The sequence below is a fragment of the Phaeodactylibacter xiamenensis genome (assembly GCF_000759025.1).
Classification (GTDB): Bacteria; Bacteroidota; Bacteroidia; order Chitinophagales; family Saprospiraceae; genus Phaeodactylibacter; species Phaeodactylibacter xiamenensis.
In genome coordinates, this window is the sequence record NZ_JPOS01000090.1 from 1 (window position 1) to 20,763 (window position 20,763).

The window sequence follows — 20,763 nt, forward strand, 5'->3', positions numbered from 1 at the left end:
CGAAGTGGGGGCAAATGCAGGGGGTCTCATGCCTTTATCCATAAGCTTTAGAACGTCAAGCTCAAACAAAAGGGTAAAGGAGCTGCCCGGCTCAGCCCAGGGCACAGCTACCAGGCGTACCTCTCCTGACTCCGTCTTCACCCGCGGCACACGTGCGTGCAGATAGCAGTCATGTTGGAAAAAACGCAGATGCCGCCAACTCCGCAATTGATGATCGTGCACAGGGCACAGCTCGCCCTCGTACTCAAATTTGACCCGCTTATGGTGGTCTACTTCAATATGGAGCTCCTTTTCTCCTTGTGCTGCATCTCGAAAGTCAATTTTCTTGATATACCACGGTGACTTTAGCGCTAGGGCTGCTGCAAATAGTTCGGTGTCTTTCATCTGCTAAAAATACAAAACCCACTATTAATGGCGAAGAGCCCTTTTTTATCGCCTCCGATTACATCGTAAGCACCACTCTTGTATTGCTCAACCACATCAGGGCAATCCTTAAGCTCCTCTTCCACTTTCATATCGGCGACAAGAGTCAGCTTACCTTTGTCACCGATACGGTAGACCGGCTGCGGCGTCAAATGTGGTGTGTAATCATAATCACCGCTTGTTACCGGCGGTGGTGCCGAATAATAGTGGTAGATGGTAACCTTACCGTCCTTTATCTTCCGGAAGAAACGGGTTCGGGCGATCATATTAGTTCCTACAGCAGTCATATCTGAGTACTTCGCAGATACGTATGTCAAATCCTCATAGTCGTAGCCATCAATATCTTTAGGTCCGTACTTTTCAAAATCCTTATTTTTAACCTTATCCTTCTTGAGAAATTTTTCAGCCTCAATAAATTTGAAGTCGTCCTGATAAGCCCAGGGAGAAGTGTACTCCCCATTATCGCTCCGATAGGTGATCGTCTTTATATACCCCTCAGTTTTTTTACCTTTTTGGTAAATAGCGCCGGGGACAACGCCTTCTTTTTTCATTTTAGCAGCCAAATCGTCCTGAGCGGCTACATCAAAACTCATCATCAAAGCCATCAGGCTAAGCAACAAGGGTAGATACTTCATGATAAAAATGATAATTTGGAACGCTTATCCGTTTTACTTGAATTTTGGGAGGAAGTCAACGAGAGAAACGCATCCTAAGTTAATGAAACAATGTCAGAAGCAAAAATATAAAATATCCTCCGTTACTCAAAAGGTTCTGCTTACATTCAGTTCCCAAAAAATGCCTTATCAAAAATAGAAAATAATGCTCTTTTTCCGCTTGTTTCTGGTCCTGACCATCGCCATACCATTGCGCGCGCAGGTAGACCCCCAAAATATCCAAATCGCCCGCGACCAATGGGGGGTGCCCCACATTTTTGCCCCTACGGATGCGGAAGTCGCCTACGGGCTCGCCTGGGCTTCTGCCGAGGATGACTTTCTCACCATGCAAAAGCAGCTGCTGCCCGCTAAGGGGCTGATGGGGCAGGTCTTTGGCAAACAAGGCGCTCAGCTTGATGTCATTGTGCACCTGCTGGGCGCAAGAAAAACGACCCGGGAGCGCTACACCACCGACCTCAGCCCGGATTTCCGAAAGATTCTCGAAGCTTATGCCGATGGGCTCAACGCCTATGCCGCCAGGCACCCAAAGGAAGTCCTCCACCGCAAGCTTTTCCCGGTGGATGGGCAAGACCTCATTCCCTCCTACATGCTCGGGCTGGCACTGCTTTCGCAAATTGATGAACCCCTGGGCGCCATTTTCAGCGGGCGCATGGGGCAGGAAGTCAATCAGGAAAGAGGCTCCAATGCCGCCGCCGTTGCCCCCCATAAAACGACAACCGGCGAAACCTTCCTGCTCGCCAATTCCCATCAGCCCCTGGAAGGGCTTTACTCCTGGTACGAGGCCCATGTGTGCAGCGAGGAGGGCTGGAATATGCTGGGCGCGAATTTCCCGGGTGGTGTCAGCCTCTTCCTGGGTACCAATCCCTACCTCGGCTGGGCACATACGGTCAATTATCCTGACTTTACAGATATCTACAAACTGAAGATGCACCCGGAACGGAAACTGACCTACCGTTTTGACGGAAAATGGCTGGAATTGCAACCTGACTTTTACAAGGCACGCATCCGGCTACTGGGCTTTCTGCCGGTAGGCAAAAAGCAGAAGTTCTACCAGAGCAAATACGGCATTACTTTCGAAACGCCCAATGGGTTTTTCGCCCTGCGCACGGTAGCCAATCAGACCATCAAAGCACCGGAGCAGTGGTACCGCATGAATAAAGCCCAAAATTGGGATGAATTCCGGGCGGCGCTGGACCTGCAGGGCATTACCTGTACCAACATCGTTTATGCGGACCGAGAAGGGCATATTTATCACCTCGGGAATGGGCTGCTGCCCAAACGAGACCCCAACTACGACTGGTCAGGCATACTGCCCGGCGACACTTCCGCCACCCTATGGGAGAATGACTTTTACCCGGTAGACCAGCTGGTGCAGGTACTTGACCCGCCTTCAGGTTATGTCTACAACTGCAACCACACTCCCTTCCGGAGTACCGCTCCCGAAGACAACCCTGACACCACTGCCATACCGCCCCACATGGGTTACAAACGCCCCAACGACCTCACCAACCGGGGCGCCCGCTTCCAGGCTTTGATGCAGCAATACGATCAGGTAAGCTACGAGGACTTCAAGCGCATCAAGTACGATCAGGCTTATGAGCAGCCCATGGTAGCTGTACCCTGGTTTGAGCCCATATTCCATCTCAACCCTGATGATTATCCGGATATTCAGGAGCAAATCCGGCTGCTGCGGGATTGGGACCGGGTGGCAGATGCAAATAGCGAGGCCGCTGCCACGGCCATTCTTGCCTATTACCACCTGGAATCTGCGCTAAAATCCGGACAGTCGATGCTGGAACCGGGCACCCTTCCAGAGAAAGAGCTTGCGGAAGCCCTGCGATTCGCGCAGGAGCATTTCGTTAAGCACTTTGGGCAACCTACAGTTCGTCTCGGCAAGCTACAGCAGCACCGCCGGGGCGATATCAGCCTGCCTATGGGCGGCGGCCCGGATGTGCTCGCCGCAGTACGCAGTGAACTACAAAAGGATGGCCGCCTCCGCCCGGTTTCCGGTGATTCCTATATACAGTTTGTCCGCTACAGTGAGGAAGGGGTTCAAATTGAAAGCATCAACGCCTACGGGGCTTCCGCCCGCCCCGACAGCCCGCACTATACCGACCAAATGCAGCGCTTCACCAGCCAGGAACTTAAGCCGATGACGCTGGATAAGGAGGCGGTGCTAAACGGCGCGGTTCGGATTTATCATCCGGAGTAGGCCCTGCTTTATTGTTTATCCAGAAAGGCAGCCATAGCCTCACAAACCGCCTCCGGCTCTTCTACGGATGAGGTATGGCCGGCACGGGGTATGATGAGCAATTGGGCATTTGGAATGTGCTCAGCAAGGTATTCTGATTTGGCGGGAACAGTGGCAACATCCTCCGCCCCGACCAATACCAGCGTTGGGCACTGAATATCAGCTAAGGCCTCGGGTGGCACTGCTTCCCGCTCAATGACACCTTCCACCGCACGCGTAATGCTCCGGCTGTTGCAGGTCAGTTGCTGCTCCCAATATTTTCTGAGCGAACGCCGGTTTGGGTCCTGCAGAAAGGATGGGCCAAACATGATTTTCATGACCGGGCGCTTGACCACCCAAACCCCCAGCATTTTCACGATCCGGTTGAGCATCCGATAACGCGGGATGTTCTCTTCAGGCTCTGCCTGGGCAGAAGTATCTATAAGTGTCAATGACTGGACTCGATCCGGGTGCCGACTGGCAAGGCGCAGCCCGACAAAGCCGCCCATACTCAGCCCCGCGAAGTGGCAACGATCAATTTTCAGTGCATCAAGCAGAGCCACAGCATCCCCGGTGAGCGTGTCCATGTCGTACCCACCTTCTGTAACTGAACTCTGCCCCTGCCCCCGGTGGTCGTAGGCGATGACCCGGTATCGGTCTTTAAAAAACGTAATTTGATCAGCAAACATGCGACTGCTCCAAAGCAAGCCATGAGCAAACAGCAGGGTTTCCGTTCCCTGACCATACTCTTCGTAGTAAAGTTCCGTTTGATTGACGTATATCCTGGGCATATTTTTCATAAAAGATACGCATTTCTGTGGATTTCTCCGCCCCCGCAGATAATCCCGCTGCACCATAGGGTTACAAATGCCTACCGCCCGCACACTTTAAATAGTACTTTGGCAAAAACGATAAAAATGCGCATTGATGCCCACCAACATTTTTGGGAATATGACCCGGTTGCCTATCCCTGGATTTCTGAGGCGATGCCTAAACTCCGGAAGGACCACCTGCCCACCGACCTTAGCCCTTTACTGAAAGAGGAAGGCATAGGTGGCTGTGTGGCGGTACAGGCCCGGCAATCTCCCGAAGAAACTGACTTTCTGCTACATCTTACTCAACAATATGCTTTCATTAAAGGTGTGGTGGGATGGATTGACTTGCAGGCACCTGATGTAGCACAAACACTGGGCCACTACCAAAGCAACCCTTTGCTCAAAGGGATACGCCATATTGTTCAGGACGAACCGGATGATGAGTTTCTGCTTCGCCCGGACTTTCTGCGTGGTGTGCAAAAACTGGGACAGCAGGGCTATACCTATGACATCCTCGTCTTCGAGCGCCACCTCCCGGTAGTCCTGAAGTTCCTGGATGCCTGCCCCGATCAACCTTTTGTGCTGGACCATTTGGGAAAGCCCACTATAGAAGGAGGGCCCAGTCCGCTTTGGAAAGACCATATCCGGTCCATCGCCGCCCACCCCAACGTGTACTGCAAGCTATCCGGGCTCGTCACCGAGGCAGACTGGAACAACTGGCAACGAGAGGACTTCTACCCTTTCCTGGATATCGCAATGGAAGCATTTGGGCCCGAGCGGCTGATGATTGGCTCAGACTGGCCCGTATGCCTGCTCGCTGCTGATTCCTACCACGAAACGGTGAATGTAGTGCAGATGTACCTTCAGCAATACGCCCCGGAAGCCCAACCGGCTATTCTGGGAGCGACGGCTACCCAATTTTACCAACTCAACTAAAAAACCATGGACTTAAACCTAAAAGATAAAGTATTCCTCGTCACCGGTGGCGCAAGCGGAATAGGAGCCGGCATCAGCCGGGCATTGGTAGCAGAAGGCGCCCTGCCCGTTATCGTTGGCCGCAATAAAGCTAAAGGGGACGCAATCCTGGAAGAACTGGGGATGGGCTTTCAAATTGTAAAAAACCTGGGCACCACAGAGAGCTGCCGCGAGGTCGTCGAAGAAGCCCTTCAACTTACCGGCAGAGTAGACGGCTTGGTGAATAACGCCGGTGCCAATGATGGCGTAGGGCTGGAAAATGGCAGCCCGGAAGCCTGGATCAACTCCCTGCAAAAGAACCTGCACCACTATTTTTATTTGGCACACTACCTGCTCCCCGAGCTTAAGCAGCGTAAAGGCAGTATTATCAATGTCAGTTCTAAAACCGCCGTAACCGGACAGGGCAATACTTCTGCTTACGCTGCCGCAAAGGGCGCCCAACTGGCTCTCACCCGGGAGTGGGCGGTGGAACTCCTCCCCTACCACATTCGCGTCAATGCCCTGGTACCTGCCGAGGTGATGACCCCGCTCTACCGGACCTGGCTGGACACTTTCGATGACCCGGCTGCCAAACAACGCAGTATCGAAAGTAAAATCCCGCTCGGGCAGCGCATGACGACCTGTGAAGAAATGGCAGACATGGCCCTCTTCCTGCTCTCCGACCGCGCCTCCCACATCACCGGGCAGCATTTCTTTATCGATGGCGGCTACGTCCACCTGGACCGTGCCCTCTAAATACAGCTGATGAAAACGTACTGCTATACCCTCGACCTGAAAGACGACCCGGCACTCATCGCAGAATACGAACGCTACCACGAAGCTGTCTGGCCGGAAATCCTCGACAGCATAACAGGCAGCGGTATCCGGCATATGACCATCTACCGCTGGTCCAACCGCCTGTGCATGATCATGGAAACCGAGGATGACTTCGACCCGGCAGAAAAAGCCCGTCTTGATGCGGTCAATCCTAAGGTACAGGAGTGGGAGACCCTAATGTGGGACTACCAGCAAGCGCTGCCGGGAGTGGAGGCCGGGACGAAGTGGGTGGAAATGGAGGTGGTTTTCCAGCTTTAGTCGCTACGAATGTACATTTACGAAACCTCATTCATCTACAATCCACAGTTCCGGGAGGCTTTTCTTTAGTTCGGGAAAAAAGACCTGATAGACTCCAGCTGGTATACTTAATATACTAGCTTGGTAGCGCTCCCCATGCTTGCTCACTGGGAACACGCCGATAAACCGGCCGTCAATATTATAGATTTCAATCCTACCTAAGGGTGGAAGGTTGCCTCCAAGCTCGAAAAACACAAACTCCCCGGCTGAGGGGTTAGGAAATAACCGGGCTTTTTCTTCCCAGCCATCCCATGTTGTACTCACCTCAAGAGGCACCTGTACACTGTCTACTAAGATGCATTCCGCCGCATCCGTGACTGTTAATGTGTAAGTGCCCATCTCTATTTGCAGCAGGTTAGCGGTAGTTTGCCAAACAGGATCGCCCCACTCGTAGAAAAACGGAGGTGTGCCGCCAATTACAGTAGTAAATACATTGCCACCGCTTAGCCCTGTAGCTGGCTCTACCTCAAAGGATACGGCTAGTGAGTCTGGCTGAAGCAACTGCTCTTGGGATACAAAGGTACAGCCATACGCATCTGTTACCGTGAGGCTGTAAGTGCCAGCTGGCAGGTCTTGAATAGAGCCAGAATCCTCTCCCGTACTCCATAACCAGGAGAAAGGAGGAACTCCGCCTTCTGTTTCTATCTCAATACTTCCATCTTCTCCTCCAAAACAAAAAGGTCCTTCTTTCTGCCAAATAATATCCGGTCCAGGAGAAGCCTGAACTGTAGCATTTGCGGAGATACTGCAATTATTTGCATCTGTTACTTGTAAGGTATAAATGCCCTCAGAAAGATTCTGTGCCAGTTCTCCCTCTGCCCCATGTGTCCAGGAATAATTATACGGTGGAGTACCTCCATCCACTACCGCCGCCAGCAGTCCCAGACCGGCATTACAGGTATCAAGACCATCTGCAACTTCTAGTAGCAGTGGAGAAGGCTCTTGCAGCGAAACAGGCCCAAACGTAAAAATCTGCCCTAGTGCATCTGTAACTGTACAGGTATAGCTTCCATCCCCAATCCCGGTCAATGTAGAACCTATTGCGCCAGTATTCCAAACAAATGAAAATGGAGGGAAGAAACCCTCTGCAGTAATCGCGATACTCCCGTTGGCGTCACCAGCGCAGGTGGGGGAATCGGTCTCCACGTAAGCAACCTCTAATGCTATTGATTCCGAAGAAAAAGAAAACACCCGGGAAGGGTCGCTATATGCAGGTATAGGTGCACCATTATTATTTATCCAGCCATCTAGTTGTACTGTTTGCCCATTTTCTGAATACACCAAAACCTGTTCTTGCGCAGGATCATAAAGCAGTAATGTGAACACATCTGTTTCCGTCATGCCCTCATCTATAGTATCCGTTGTAGCATCATCTCCAAAAATATTGAGATTGGCATAAGTGATACCTTCAAACAGAATCACCTCCGATGCCCCGGCACAATTCCCCGCACTATCAAAAGCGGCAATCCAGCTGCCCACTGGAACAGGTGAATCATCGAGTTCTACTTGTCCCAATAGGGTACCAGAAAATATAGTTGGAGTATAGACAAAGCCAGAGGGTTGAGCCCTAAGAGATTGCGTATTGAGCAGCATACACAAACAAAGAGTAACCAAAAAGTAAAAAATTAATCTCATGATCTCAGTTTTTTTTGCTTCAAGGGTTCAACTACCGCTGCAGGACTACAGGCAAGGCTTCTACTTTTTTCCCATTGTGAATTAAACTGATTGTATACATACCTTCCGGAACAGATATGCTCGCCCAACTCGTTTGATAGGTTCCCCCAGAATTATGTTTTAGTTGCTGCTGATGTATGGTTCTTCCCAGCGCATCCCGAATTATGATCAGAGCCATACCACCCTCAGGCAGCGTATACTCCAGATTTAGCACCTCTGAAAAAGGCACAGGTGAGGCGACCAAAGCTTTCCGGGCAGGTAATTTTGGGAATTGGATCGACAACTGATGTAGCAAACGGTCGCTGTAAAAGGTAAGTAAAGTGTCAGCCAACTGGTTACGGTACCGAAAAGACAAACGGGAGCCCTCGGCAATGCCATCTACAGCATCTGTAGACAAATCGTCACCGTAGAAAGACTTCGGCTTAATTAAGCCCTCTTCACGGACTTCCAAAACTCCTACCTGTTGCTGTTCCTCGTTAAGTACCTCAATAATGGAGCCTGCTGGTGCATTGGTTTTACCCCACAAAAATGCATAATTCAGGTTCGGGCGCTGTGAAAGGTTTCGAATATCCACAGATTGAAGGGGATCAACATCCTGAAGCCTAATCCAATACCCCAGACTATTTTCCATCTCCTGTAAGCCATTAAAGATGGGCAAGAGTTCGGGATCAAAATAGACATAGTCACCATTAAAACCCGTAGCAATTTCCAATTGGCTTTCGCTGATAAAATCACCTAAATAGTCTTGTGGAGTTCGTGTGTCCTGTGGCAAATAGGCTATTAGATTCCACCCATCGTCCATAGGCTTGAAGTAGGTATCCGGAATACGCTGTCCGGGTATGCGCAAAGTATCTTCCTGGGTGACTCGAACCCAATATCCATACCCCCTCGTCCAATGAGTTAGCGTACTAAATAGTTGCAGGTTTGGATCATAAAAAGAAGCTTCCTGATCAAAACCCGTAACATACCTGAGGTTACCTGGTAGCAAACCGCTAAACAAACTGACTACACTGCTATCGGTGGGCACCACATCGGTGGAAACCAAGTTCCATCCCGGTTGCAAGGGTATAATATCCATGATGGAGCGCTCGAAATTGTAAATGGCATTAGGGTTGCTGTAAGCTGGCATTGGAGCCCCATTAGTGTTAACCCAATCTGTAAAAAGAGTAGCAGCTCCAGTAAACGGATAATCCAAGACTTCATCTTCACTAGCATCCCAAAGATGAAGGGTAAAGGCTTCACCAGCACCAACCCCCTCGTCCTCAGGGGTCTGTGTGTCGTCTCCATAAATTACCATGTTAATATAGGCGATGCCCTGACTGATAAGTACCTGGCTGCTACCAGCCACATTGCCCTCTTCGTCAAAGGCTGCGACCCAGTCTGCCGCATTTGCAGGCACTCCTTCTACCTGGACCTGCCCAATAAAAGTACCTGCCTGATTTGTCGGTGTGGTTTCTCCCCATGGAGGCAAAATACCGGTGGTTGGCTCAGGCAATTGTTCTACATTGATGACAAAGCTGTTCCCACCGGAGGCCATAGTAATAGTGCCAAACCTGGCTTGCCCGGTGGTGTTGTCAGATAAAGCCGAGATAGTAAGGGTAAGAGGCCCAGTTCCTGTAAATTGGCTCGGCTGTATCCAGGAAGCGCTAGGCTGGGCAGTCCAAAAAGCACTGCTACCAACTACAACATCTCCCTGTACCGAGCTCCCTTGTGTCCAGTCCAGGGTAATATTAGCTGGTGTAAAACTAATCCCGCTACCACCACTTTGACCATTTTGGGTGACGCTTAGAGTAGTACTGGCTCCGCAGCCTGATACGGTCACGGTAGCGGTTCTGGGGCTGGGTTGACCATTGGCTGTTGCCGTTACCGAAATACTGGCATTCCCACTTCCAGAAGCCGGCTGTACCTGCAACCACGAGGGGACATTAGAGAAGGACCAATCGTTACAATTAGTAGATAAAGCGACCGATTGACTGCCTCCGGCTGGCAGGAAACTCAGCTGACCGGGAGATAAAGTTATACTTGCAGGAGCACCGATTAGCACCGAATAATCTTCCGTCTCACCGCTATGTACTGCGCAGGGCCCAGTACCCGATTCCTGGCTTACTGTAATTCGCATACGAGTACCTCCACTGATTGCTGTAGATGGAATCGAAATACTGCTATTGTAAACTGCATCTTGAACCGGGCCACTGTTCAGTATGAGTTCACCGGGCGATTCAAATACCTGGTTTTGATTTAAGTCTATCCAAATATACCAATACACCGGCAGGAAGGCACCATCACCATTGGCAGTAAGCGTTAGGTTGAAGTTTTGTCCGGGGTCCAGGCTTACAGGAAACTCGTTTGTAAAGTCAGCATACCCATAATCTGGCCCAGAGTCTTTTAGTTGTCCACTCAATTGCCTGCTCTGAATGAATACCTGGTTAGAGGCACTGCCCGAACCACTGCCTCCGGAAATTAACAGGCTAAAATCCTGGTTACCGCCTTGCAGTTGACCGCTGTGGAAAACCTGTACTTGATAGGAGCCTGAGTTTGTAGAAGGCAAAAATATTTGTTCTACATTGTCTACACTATTTGGCTGATTGGTCTGAGCGGGAGCTCCGGGCTGGGGAATAGTGTAAGGGAAATAAGTAGTTCCATTGTACACGATTCGAAGCTCCAGGTCATTTACCAATGCTTGCTGGCACCCTGACGAAGAGCAGGATGGTCCCGGGGGGTCAGTCCAAACCAGCGTTACCCGGATCGGTCCACCTTCACTATCAATATTTTGAGAGAATGTGCCATTGGTATTGAGTGTTTCCTCAATGGTTGTTGCACCATCATTATCGAGGCTACTGAGTATGAAATCTGCCGCTTTCCTAGCGTTCAGCACTCCCCAACCATAGGCCATATCGGGCCCTGGCGCAGGGCCCGCCTCATCAGCAGTGTGAATGGCAAGCGCCTTTAGCGTTGCAGAACGCATAAAACTACCCGTCTCCCTTGCATGAAGCTCTTGCAACAGTAATAAACTCCCTGATACGTTCGGAGCCGACATAGAGGTTCCATTAAAGGAGCTATAATTGGTATCTGAACCTGCGGTAGAAGAATACAGCCCTACTCCATTGCCTACAATATCCGGCTTAATGCGACCATCATCGGCCCCACCCCAACTACTGAAAGAAGACATACTTACGTCCATGCTATTGGTATATCCACCCGGTAAATCATTGATTGCACCTACTGTAAGGATATTTTTAGCTACACCGCCCTCAGGTATACAGTCATATCCCTCCGCTCCACCATCATCTTCCCGAAAGGCGCTGCTACTGACCCAACTACCAAAATCATTTCTAACGAAATACTCTCCAGAGGAAGGTCCGGTATCATTTCGGTCATTACCAGCTGACTTAACAATTAGATAGTAAGGAGCATTATAGGCCACTTGATCCCATCCACGAGGCCTACTCGTATAACGACCAAAACGATCATCTTCGGTGTCGTTAAAATCACCAAACCAATAATATCCTGTACCTAGACTCGCTACAAATTCTCCGTAGTACCAGCCCGTAATCTGACCATATGAATGATTGGATATAAGCAGATTATCATTTGAGGCAGCTGATGCCATTTCGGAATTATCAAATAGCGAGGTATAGGCATGTAGCAAAGCCTGATTAGCCATCCCTCTGGCACTAGGCTCTACTCCTGCTCCAATCATCGTACCTGCAACATGGGTGGCATGATCATCGGCTGAGGTACTATTCTTTAGAATTACCCTTCCCTCCAACTCCTGATGCGAAACCAATGGCACCTCACCAACCTCCCAAATACCTGCAAACATCCCATCACCATTCAGGTTATAACTCCCCCCCCAAAGCTGATCAGTAGAAGTTGTGCCGGCGGCAATGAGATTGCTGTTATTAGCCGTATAAATAAGTTTTCCTGCCTCATCAATACCGGTTACCTGCCAGCCTTCGCCCCGGGTTTTCACACCTGCCTGCTCCAGAGAATCCAGAATAATCTTTAAACGGGCATTTTCCTTCCTTTGCTCCTGAATAATTTGTTGTAACCGCTCATGGTTAGTCGCTTTTTGGACTTCTTCATAGGCTTTCTCAAAACGGTTGGAAAGCTTAACCGCTTCTGCTTGACCCTGAGCCAGGCACGGTAAAAAAAGGACCGCCAGAATGCCGAATACTATATTATTTTTCATCGTTTCCGATCTTTTGAATAGTTCTTTAAGAGAATTAATCCAGTATCTGCAGATTGCGCGTACCATAACTGTCGCAATAAGGACCACAACCTTCGGTCTGAAAGGTAAAAGGTACTGAGAACGTATTACCACAATTGGCCATCACCCTGAATTCGTAAAATTCACAGGGGGCAAAGCCTGCCAGCTCTACCTGTGTAGTAGCAACTGTGAAAAATTCCCAGCTGTTATTGCCCAATAGTCTCACTTCAAGCGAGTAGGCGGTGGCCCCACTGACCGCTTCCCAGGATACCGTTGCCCGAGTAGGCTTAAGAAGGGTTGCAGACAGGGCCTGTGGCGTACCACATATTTGGCTGCCTTGTTGTGTGACGCTAAGGGTTGCCGTACCGCCGCTGCTGCCAGTGAGGGTTACTGTAGCACTCCGGCTATTATGGTTGGGGTTGGGGTTACACTGTACTGTGATGGCACCGTTTCCTGTACCGCCTGTTGTAAGTACCTGAAACCAACTTACTCCGGGCGTACCGACTAACCAGTCCTGATTGGAGGTCACGTTGACGGATGCGCTTCCACCATTTGCTCCAAAATTCAGCACGGCAGGATTGATTTCCAATAGTGGGTCTGCTGGCTGCTGAGTGACTTGAACCTGCCGGACAATCAGCCCATCAGTAGTGGCGATCGTGATTTCTGCAGTACGGGGTACCAGCCCGGTGTAAACATTACAATCTACTGTGAGGGTATTATTACCAGTATCACTGGAGGGCGTTACTGAAATCCAGCTGGCGTTGTCGGTTACCGTCCATGATGTATTTGAACTCAATGATATGCCGGACGAGCCACCGATCGAAGAGAAGGACAAATTAAGAGGTGTAACATTTAGGAAAAAATTGGGCGCCAGTATATTAACAGTATAGTCTTCTACATCTATAGAACTCCCTGTTTCACAGGGTAAAGAATAATTATCTCTACCCATTGCTACCCTCATTCGGGTAGTTCCGGTAACTGCAGTTGAAGGCATGTTAACGCTCCCGGTGGTAATTCCGTTGCTGAGCCCGGTAGCAGAAAACACCTGCTCACCAGCATCTGTAAAGTCATTATCATTATTGAAATCCACCCAAACCCGCCAATAAACGCTGGAAGGTACTACATCTGTATCTGCAGTAAGATTGAGGGTGTAACTGTCGCCTTTGGTGAGATTTGCACTGATGTTTGTGTAATCCGTATAGCCATATCCATTTCCGGAGGCATTTGCGATACTAGCCACATTGACCCCGGAAATCCAATGATCCCAAGAAAGTCCATAGCTATAACAATAGCTATCCCCACAGCCCTGTGTTGTAGCAGTGATGGTGTTACTGAAACCACTATTACTGTTACTATTACTGCAATTGGTCATAACCTGAAATTCGTAAGTGGTGCAAGGCTCGCAATTGCCCCAAATGACAGAGGATGAAGCAAAGCTATTCCCATCTTCCCACGTTGTAGTACCTTGTTTGCGCCTTCGTGTGGTATAACTGGAAGCTTCAGTTACATTGTCCCAATCGAGGACCACGTGGGATACCCCAGTGGATTGTATATTGAAATTATCAGGCAGTGGACAAGGCGGGGCAGAAATCGTCAGTCCGTAATCCTCGACATCCAGGTTACCACCGGTACCACAAATGGATGGGTATCCATTAGGGCTCATCGCAATCCGCATACGGGTGGTACCCAAGCTAGCACTTGCGGGGATATCTATATTGCCAGATGCCAATCCGTTACTATTGCCCGTAACAGAAAGTACTTGTTCTCCAGAGTCATTGAAGTCTCCATCATTGTTAAGGTCAATCCAAACCCTCCAATATACTGTGGTAGCGCTAACATCAGTCTCCGCATTCAACCCTATGTTGTAACTCCCCCCTTGCTCCACGGCAGCGGATAGATTTGTAAAATTAGTGTAGCCATAACCATTTCCGGAGCTATTGTTAAGATTAGAAAAGATTACCCCATCTATCCATTGGTCCCATGAAAAGCCGTAACTATAGCAATAGTCATCTCCGCATCCTGCCGTAGTAAACAGATGGGATGAAGAATAGTCGCTAAAAATGCCATCACAGTCACTTCTGATTTGTACTTCGTAAGTGGTGCAGGGCTGTGCATTAGCCCAAACTATATTAGCTGGATTAGTGAACCAACTTCCTACCGTCCAGGATGTAGACCCTGAAGCCCGAACCCTGGATTGGTACAAATCCGCACCTTGGACAAGATTCGCACTAAGTTGAAAATGAGAATAGCCTACAGATGATGTGGTCAACCCCGTGGGAGGCGTACAATTAAACCCCTGAATATTCACTGAATAGTCCTCCACATCCCTTTCATTTCCGGTAGCACAATACCCGGGATAAACATTAGGGTTCATAGCGACTCTCATCCGAGTCGTACCCAGGCTTGCAGAGGAAGGGATATCTAAACTGACCGTCACTGGTGCGAAACCGCTACCGCTAGTGGAAACAACTTGTTCGCCAGCGTCAGCAAAATCTCCATCCTGATTAAAATCTATCCAAACACGCCAGTACACGGTGGAGACGTTATTGTCCCTTTCTGGGTCCAGCGTAATGCTGTATGTTTCTCCCCGGTCGACAGTAGCAGAGAGGTTGGTGTAATTGGTGTATCCAAAACCATTTCCACTTGAATTGTTGAGATTGGCCATGCTTACTCCTTCAATCCAGTTGTCCCAGCTAATGCCATAGCTGTAGCAGTAATTATCCCCACAGCCATCTGTACTGGCGATCAGGCTGCTGCTATAGTCGCCTAAGCCACTTCCGCAGTCGGCCCGCACCTGAAACTCATAGGTTGAACAGGGGGGGATGTTACCCCAGGTCACACCAGGTGTGGAGAACACTAACCCCTCTGTCCAACTGGTATTCCCCAAAGTTCTGTAACGTGTTTGGTACCCCGTAGCTCCAGGGACTGCATCCCAGTCAAGCGAAATAAAAGCATAGCCGCTGTTGGTTTCTTCCAGCCCGGTAGGTGGCCCGCAAAGCACTTGGCAGTTAAGGTTGTTGCGATAGTTAGATTGGTAAAAGCTGGCTCGTCCCAGTTGCCCGTTTGACAGAAAATCGCGGCATTGTTTGCGGGAATAGGACATAATATTGGTGGGGTCAGGGTCAAATGGCTGCCCGTTGGCATCTACGAAGGTACCCGTATACTGGCAAGCGGTATTGACCTGCCATACGTCACAGTCAATCCCCTGAAGACCAGGGTCAGCCGAAGTATCACACACGTCATCTCCGGCAAAGCTACAGTTGCTGCCGTTTACCAATTCATCGGTGATGGACCCACAGTTGATTTTTCCGTGGGTATGATAAAGCCCGAAATAGTGCCCGATTTCGTGCGCAAAAGTATTACCACTTGTCATACAGCTGGATTTCACCACAATAAGATCAGGCGAACCTCCAAAGGGGAAGTAAGCGTAGCCGCAAAGGCTTCCTCCGGAACTGCTGATAAGATCCCCTCCCGGGATATAAATATTTAGGACATTGCTTACCCCATGAAGACTGTGGAGCGCTCCTTCTTCGGATTGGTTGAGATCAAAATAGGTATTGCTGTTGATGATATTCGGCGGGCTGCACTCAAAAAAGTTAAGATTGGCACCAGTATAAAGACTATTGAGGTTATTCAAAGCATTATTCCATGCACTAATACTAAGCCCACCGGTACCATTAGTACGCCTAATGATGTGCACCTGTACGGGCACACTCGCCTGAGGAGCTAAAACTTCACCGGAAAAATACTGCGCGACATAGGCATCTACTTCTTTTTGCAAACTATCCATTATTGCAATAGATGATACGGTTGGCTCTGCACCGCAGCCCCCATCCGGCTGAGCAAGTAAAAACAGAGGGCACAGGGTAAAAACGCACCCAAACAAAAAATGGAAAGCGATTCGCTTCATGACCGGGATTTAATGGTTAAAAAAGATGGCTTCACCTGGAAATTTGCCTCCTCCAATTGGGGCTGCTACCATTGAATTTCCATACATTCACAATGTCAATATCAGACAAAATCCCAAAACGCAATCAAAAGCCGCCTTTGCAATTGCGTTTTGCAAACTTTCTGCAAACAAATGAGCACAAAAACACAATTTTGGATTGATGTAGCCGAACACATCTTCAAGGACACCGGTGGAGAACCACCTGAAAAATGGACAAAGTCAGAGATCGACCCCTTTCTCACATACTTCCATCAGCAATTGCAAGAGCGTTGTGCTGAAAATCCTGCCCTGATTGAAGTCTGTGGCTGGCAACAGCCTAAAAACGGGGCAATACCTAGTGGGTCTACCATTTCCTATGATTCCTTCCGGCGGATTTTCATCACTGGTGAGAGCAAAGGCAACCGGACTACCCGAAACATGTTTGCCATATACATGGGTTACCAGTCCTACGATGATTATGGCAGAATTGCCCATGCCAAAACCAATACCCCCGAAGTTCCTGCCATCATCGATATTGCAGAAGAAGAAGCCGAGGATATGGAAGACAATCGAATCCCGGTAGCTGATTCTCCCCGAAATGCTTTCTTTAAGCCTGCAATCGTTGCCGTTTGTGCTATTCTTACGGTCGGTTTTCTTATCATCATTAGTATCTCTGCACCAACTCATTCCCTCCCAGCAACTTTACTCCTCTTCAGAAATGATAATGGAATTGCAGTAATGCTTGCAGAAGAGGACCTGCCCATTCAAGTGATCTCAAACAGAAGATACCTCACCGGTATGGACTATGACCATAAAAACCACTTGCTTTTCTGGGCCAATTCCAATTCCAGCGAATCTTATCTGGGGATTTCCTGCGCCCGGTTAAACAGTACCAACTCACAAATCATCCCTGGCAGCCTAAAGGACCAGCATATTAAACAGGTAAAGTACCCCGCAGGCATTGCGCTATACCCGGACAAAGAGATGCTGTTCTGCGCTGATTATGGCGATTCTACCATTAAAGTCTTTAACTATGAGGGGCAACTTCTCGACTCCGCCTTTGGAAACCATTTGCCGGGCAAGCCCTCTTCTGTAGAGCTGGATATTGTGAACCAGAAACTTTACTGGACAGATGTGTCCAATCATAAAATAGGAAGAATAGACTTGCTTACCTTCGAGGTAGAGCCCGACTTTATTTCCAATGCCGGGCTTTACCCAGATGGACTTTCTGTTGACAGCATCCACAACCAGCTTTTTTGGGCCAGCCCTAAGTCCCGGCAAATCGGCATTGCCGATCTTGAAACCCAAAAGTCTAAATTAATAAACGTAGATGACCCCATTGCTGCCGTAGAGGTCAATCCTGTTGATAGTCTGCTTTACTGTTCTCTGCTTGGATCAGATGTTATAAGGAAAGGGCTCGTCATCACCCCTGACAGCGTTGTTTTTGATGCAAGAATGCCGCCTATTTATACACATGGTAGCCGACCAAGCGTTCTTAAAATCGCATTGGAATAACCGTTATTTACCCAACTACTTCCTCAAGAAGAGGAATAATGCTACTCTTCAGTCGCTTAGCTCTGGCTAAGTGATTCAAGAGTAAGTCTCTTTTTTCTCATTCTTGAATCTATAGTTCTCCAAGGCAGGATTTGTGCAAAGTTGACGCAGGTATTTTTTTCGCTCGCAAGGCGAAAAACGCAGGCATCCGTACGGACGGCGAGGCTTTTCAACGCAGCGAGCGGAAAAAAGAGCAAGTCAAAATGCATTAATCTCGCCTTGGAGAACTATAAGTATATCGCGCTTTGTTCAGAATGAAATTTGACCACATTCGCTCCAAAAGCGAATTCACAATAGAGTCTAATAAAAACAAGACTCAGGTATGCGCCCAAAACACTACAGCATACGGACAGAAAATGAGCTAAAAATGAAACCCATTTTCAGGCTGTAGGTCAATTTTAAGTCTTATATTGACGATCCTCGCCAACAATATCTGGCGTTAACCCTTCGGCATTATGAGATTAGTACAACACAAGCAGGAAGCGTATTGGTTTTACCGCTTTCTATCCATCTTTTACGACAAAATTGTCAATCCGCTTTTCTGGACGGTCCCCATGCGGGACAAGGCGCTGCAGCTCGGGCAATTGGAGGAAACCGGTATTAAAGTTGTGGATGTAGGGTCGGGCACCGGCTTTAACACAGAGGGGATTGTAAAGATCGTCCCTCCCCAGCAGGTCACCTGTGTGGACCAAAGCCCGCACCAAATGTCAAAGGCGAAAGCCAAGCCTGAACTACAGGGATGCACCTTCCTTCAGGGGGATGCCGAAAATCTTCCCCTGCCTTCCAATAGCTTCGACCGCTATGTCTCTGCGGGGAGTATCGAATACTGGCCAGACCCCGCCAAAGGCATACGCGAAGCCTACCGGATAGTGAAGCCTGGCGGGCTGGCACTGATGATTGGCCCTTTGGAGCCGGCTAATCCCGTGGGGCGGTTTATCGCAGAACTTTGGATGCTCTTTCCCAAAGAAGAAGAATACTGGCAATGGTTCCGGGAGGCAGGCTTTGAGGACCTGCAAGTCTGCTATGTCAAGCCGCAGTGGGTGGATGGCAAAGGGAAATATGGCATTGCACTGGCCGGCCGTAAACCGCTGACCGCAAACACAGGGCAACCCGAACCCCCTATACCTGAAACTGAGCCTGAACCTGAAAAAATGGGCCCGGGCAGGCGTTTGCTCATGATCCTCCGGGTACTGATTGGGTCGCTGGCAGGATTCCTTTTCATACCGGCAGCCCTGCTGGGCTACGTCCGCATGGCTTTTACTGATCAGTCGCATATCCCGGAAGCCGAGCGGGAGCGCCTCAACCGGTATCAAATTGCGGCGCTGATCGTTACAGCACTAATGATCATCCTGCTTATTGCTTTGTTTCGGTAAAACAATTGATTCATACCGTAAAATCACTGCCCGTGCTCAACGACAAGATCGCTCATTTTTACGACCGCTCCACTCAGGTGTGGCTTGACACCTGGGGAGAACACATGCATCATGGCTACTACGGGGATGGGGCTTCCGCCAAGGACCACCGGCAGGCGCAGCTTGACCTGGTCAATGTGATGCTGGAATGGGGCCATGTTAAACAAGCAGACCGGATTTTGGATGCCGGCTGTGGCGTAGGCGGCAGCTCCCGGTATTTGGCGGAGAAACTGCAGGCAAAGCATGTCCTGGGCTGCACCCTGAGTACCGTACAGGCGGAGCGCGGCACCGCCTACAACCGGGAAGCAGCCCTAAGCACCATTGTCAAAACCGAAGCCAGAGATATGATGTCGCTCCGAGCTGAGGACGGCCCGTTTGACCTGGTTTGGTCGATGGAAAGCGCAGAACATATTGAGGACAAAGCCCAAATGCTACAGTTGTTTTATGACTTACTGGCGCCCGGTGGCCAACTCCTCATGGCTACCTGGTGCCACCGCGAAACCCCGCCGCCCCTGAACTCAAAAGACGAACATATCCTAAGCCGTATCCGGCATTTGTACCACCTTCCGCCTTTGGCCCCCTTGTCCGGGCTGCGGCAGGATGCAGAAAAAGCTGGTTTCACCGGTTTGCAAACGGAGGACTGGAGTGCTCAGGTAGCTCCCTTCTGGCAGGCGGTGATCCAGTCTGCCCTGAAACTGAAAAGCCTGAGTGGGTTGCTCAAAGCCGGCCTGCCTACCATTCGCGGTGCACTGGCCATGCGGCATATGACCCGGGGGTTTAAGCAGGGGACGATCTGCTTTGGGGTTTTGCAAGCTCAAAAACCTGTGTAATCTTATGATGGACTTCATCCGATTCAGCCGGCCGCATACGATCATTGGTACAAGCCTGAGTGTGCTGGCCCTTTACCTGCTCGCCCTCAGCTACGCGGGCAAAGCAACCGGAGACTGGAATATCTTCCTGACTGCCTGGGTCAGCTGCCTGGGTGCCAATATTTTCATCGTTGGGCTCAATCAGCTGACCGATATCGAAATTGACCGCATCAATAAGCCTTACCTGCCGCTCGCATCGGGTGCTTACACTGTACGTACCGGACAAGCCATTATTGGTATTGCACTATTTATTGCGCTGGCCCTTGCCGTGTACGGAGGGCCCTATCTGATGTGGACCGTTGGGCTGAGCTTGCTGCTGGGCATTGCCTATTCCCTGCCCCCGTTGAGGCTGAAGCGGTTTCACTTCTGGGCCGCCTTCTGCATTATTGCGGTGCGCGGGCTAATTGTGAATCTACTTCTGTTCCTCCACTTTTACAATCAACTGAGCGGAGATACGGCACTTCCGCCCATCATTATCTGGCTCACTGTTGCCATTTTCATTTACGGGCTCATTATTGCCTGGTTTAAGGACATGCCGGATACGGCAGGAGATGAGGCCCACCGTATTCAGACCCTCTCCCTGCAAGTTGGCCTCCGGCGCGTATTTTGGATTGGCAACAGCCTGTTGGGCGGACTGTTTCTCTTGCTGGCCACTCTTCCTCTATGGGCTGACCTCCAGGTACATCATTTGCTCTTTGGCCTGGGGCACCTGAGCCTGTTATTGGGTTTTCTCCTCCTGGCCAGCCGGGTAGACCTCTCGGAAAAGGCGTCCATCATGCGCTACTACCAGGCCGTGTGGGGGCTGTTCTTTTTGGAATATGGCTTGTTCGCCACAGCCGGGTGGCTCGCCTGATGCAAAAAATGAAAGGAGCGCTGGGAAATTGAA

General features: G+C 49.8%; 14 protein-coding genes. 8 read left to right on the forward strand and 6 right to left on the reverse strand.

Features of this window, described 5'->3' with window-relative positions:
- Both IX84_RS26040 and IX84_RS26045 read right to left on the reverse strand, forming a co-directional pair.
- On the reverse strand, positions 1 to 384 hold a 384-nt coding region (locus tag IX84_RS26040; RefSeq protein ID WP_160213948.1), incomplete at its 3' end, for a transposase family protein.
- A complete protein-coding gene (locus tag IX84_RS26045; RefSeq protein ID WP_044228145.1) occupies positions 381 to 1,058 on the reverse strand; it encodes a hypothetical protein in 678 nt (225 codons plus the stop codon). The genes IX84_RS26045 and IX84_RS26040, both read right to left, overlap by 4 nt.
- Positions 1,059 to 1,242: 184 nt before the next feature.
- Between IX84_RS26045 and IX84_RS26055 the strand changes: the two genes are divergently transcribed.
- Positions 1,243 to 3,309 (forward strand): penicillin acylase family protein, encoded by a 2,067-nt coding sequence (locus tag IX84_RS26055; protein WP_044228149.1) that lies wholly within the window; start codon positions 1,243 to 1,245, stop codon positions 3,307 to 3,309.
- Positions 3,310 to 3,317: 8 nt separating this feature from the next.
- On the opposite strand, the gene IX84_RS26060 is transcribed toward IX84_RS26055, so the two are convergent.
- A complete protein-coding gene (locus IX84_RS26060; protein ID WP_044228879.1) occupies positions 3,318 to 4,118 on the reverse strand; it encodes an alpha/beta fold hydrolase in 801 nt (266 codons plus the stop codon).
- A gap of 126 nt (positions 4,119 to 4,244) precedes the next feature.
- On the opposite strand from IX84_RS26060, the gene IX84_RS26065 reads away from it, so the two are divergent.
- The 3 genes from IX84_RS26065 to IX84_RS26075 are packed head-to-tail and all read left to right on the forward strand — an operon-like array spanning position 4,245 to position 6,191.
- The gene (locus tag IX84_RS26065) at positions 4,245 to 5,078 is read left to right on the forward strand and encodes an amidohydrolase family protein (protein WP_044228152.1); all 834 of its coding nucleotides are present in this window, start codon (positions 4,245 to 4,247) and stop codon (positions 5,076 to 5,078) included.
- A 6-nt stretch (positions 5,079 to 5,084) separates the two neighbouring features.
- On the forward strand, positions 5,085 to 5,852 hold the full coding sequence (locus IX84_RS26070; RefSeq protein ID WP_044228155.1) for an L-fucose dehydrogenase: 768 nt from the start codon (positions 5,085 to 5,087) through the stop codon (positions 5,850 to 5,852).
- A 9-nt stretch (positions 5,853 to 5,861) separates the two neighbouring features.
- Positions 5,862 to 6,191, forward strand: a complete 330-nt coding sequence (locus IX84_RS26075) for an L-rhamnose mutarotase (protein ID WP_044228157.1) — start codon at positions 5,862 to 5,864, stop codon at positions 6,189 to 6,191.
- 27 nt (positions 6,192 to 6,218) lie between these two features.
- Here IX84_RS26075 and IX84_RS26080 read toward each other — a convergent pair whose 3' ends face one another.
- Genes IX84_RS26080 through IX84_RS26090 form a run of 3 tightly spaced genes read right to left on the reverse strand, consistent with a single transcriptional unit; the run spans position 6,219 to position 16,024 of the window.
- Positions 6,219 to 7,865, reverse strand: coding sequence for a hypothetical protein (locus tag IX84_RS26080; protein WP_081968955.1), 1,647 nt, complete (start codon positions 7,863 to 7,865; stop codon positions 6,219 to 6,221).
- Between the two features lie 31 nt (positions 7,866 to 7,896).
- On the reverse strand, positions 7,897 to 12,096 hold the full coding sequence (locus IX84_RS31555) for a S8 family serine peptidase (protein ID WP_052516419.1): 4,200 nt from the start codon (positions 12,094 to 12,096) through the stop codon (positions 7,897 to 7,899).
- Positions 12,097 to 12,130: 34 nt separating this feature from the next.
- Positions 12,131 to 16,024 carry a GEVED domain-containing protein gene (locus tag IX84_RS26090; RefSeq protein WP_081968957.1) on the reverse strand — a complete coding sequence of 1,298 codons (3,894 nt, stop codon included), beginning with the start codon at positions 16,022 to 16,024 and terminating at the stop codon, positions 12,131 to 12,133.
- A 171-nt stretch (positions 16,025 to 16,195) separates the two neighbouring features.
- On the opposite strand from IX84_RS26090, the gene IX84_RS26095 reads away from it, so the two are divergent.
- The 4 genes from IX84_RS26095 (at position 16,196) to IX84_RS26110 (ending at position 20,730) form a co-directional block, all read left to right on the forward strand.
- Positions 16,196 to 17,557 (forward strand): NHL repeat-containing protein, encoded by a 1,362-nt coding sequence (locus IX84_RS26095; protein ID WP_044228165.1) that lies wholly within the window; start codon positions 16,196 to 16,198, stop codon positions 17,555 to 17,557.
- A 494-nt stretch (positions 17,558 to 18,051) separates the two neighbouring features.
- Entirely contained in the window at positions 18,052 to 18,969 is a 918-nt protein-coding gene (locus IX84_RS31560; protein ID WP_052516420.1) for a methyltransferase domain-containing protein, read from the forward strand.
- Positions 18,970 to 19,001: 32 nt separating this feature from the next.
- Positions 19,002 to 19,838 carry a methyltransferase domain-containing protein gene (locus IX84_RS26105; RefSeq protein ID WP_202965300.1) on the forward strand — a complete coding sequence of 279 codons (837 nt, stop codon included), beginning with the start codon at positions 19,002 to 19,004 and terminating at the stop codon, positions 19,836 to 19,838.
- Between the two features lie 4 nt (positions 19,839 to 19,842).
- Positions 19,843 to 20,730 (forward strand): homogentisate phytyltransferase, encoded by an 888-nt coding sequence (locus tag IX84_RS26110; RefSeq protein WP_044228168.1) that lies wholly within the window; start codon positions 19,843 to 19,845, stop codon positions 20,728 to 20,730.
- The last annotated feature ends 33 nt before the right edge of the window (positions 20,731 to 20,763 follow it).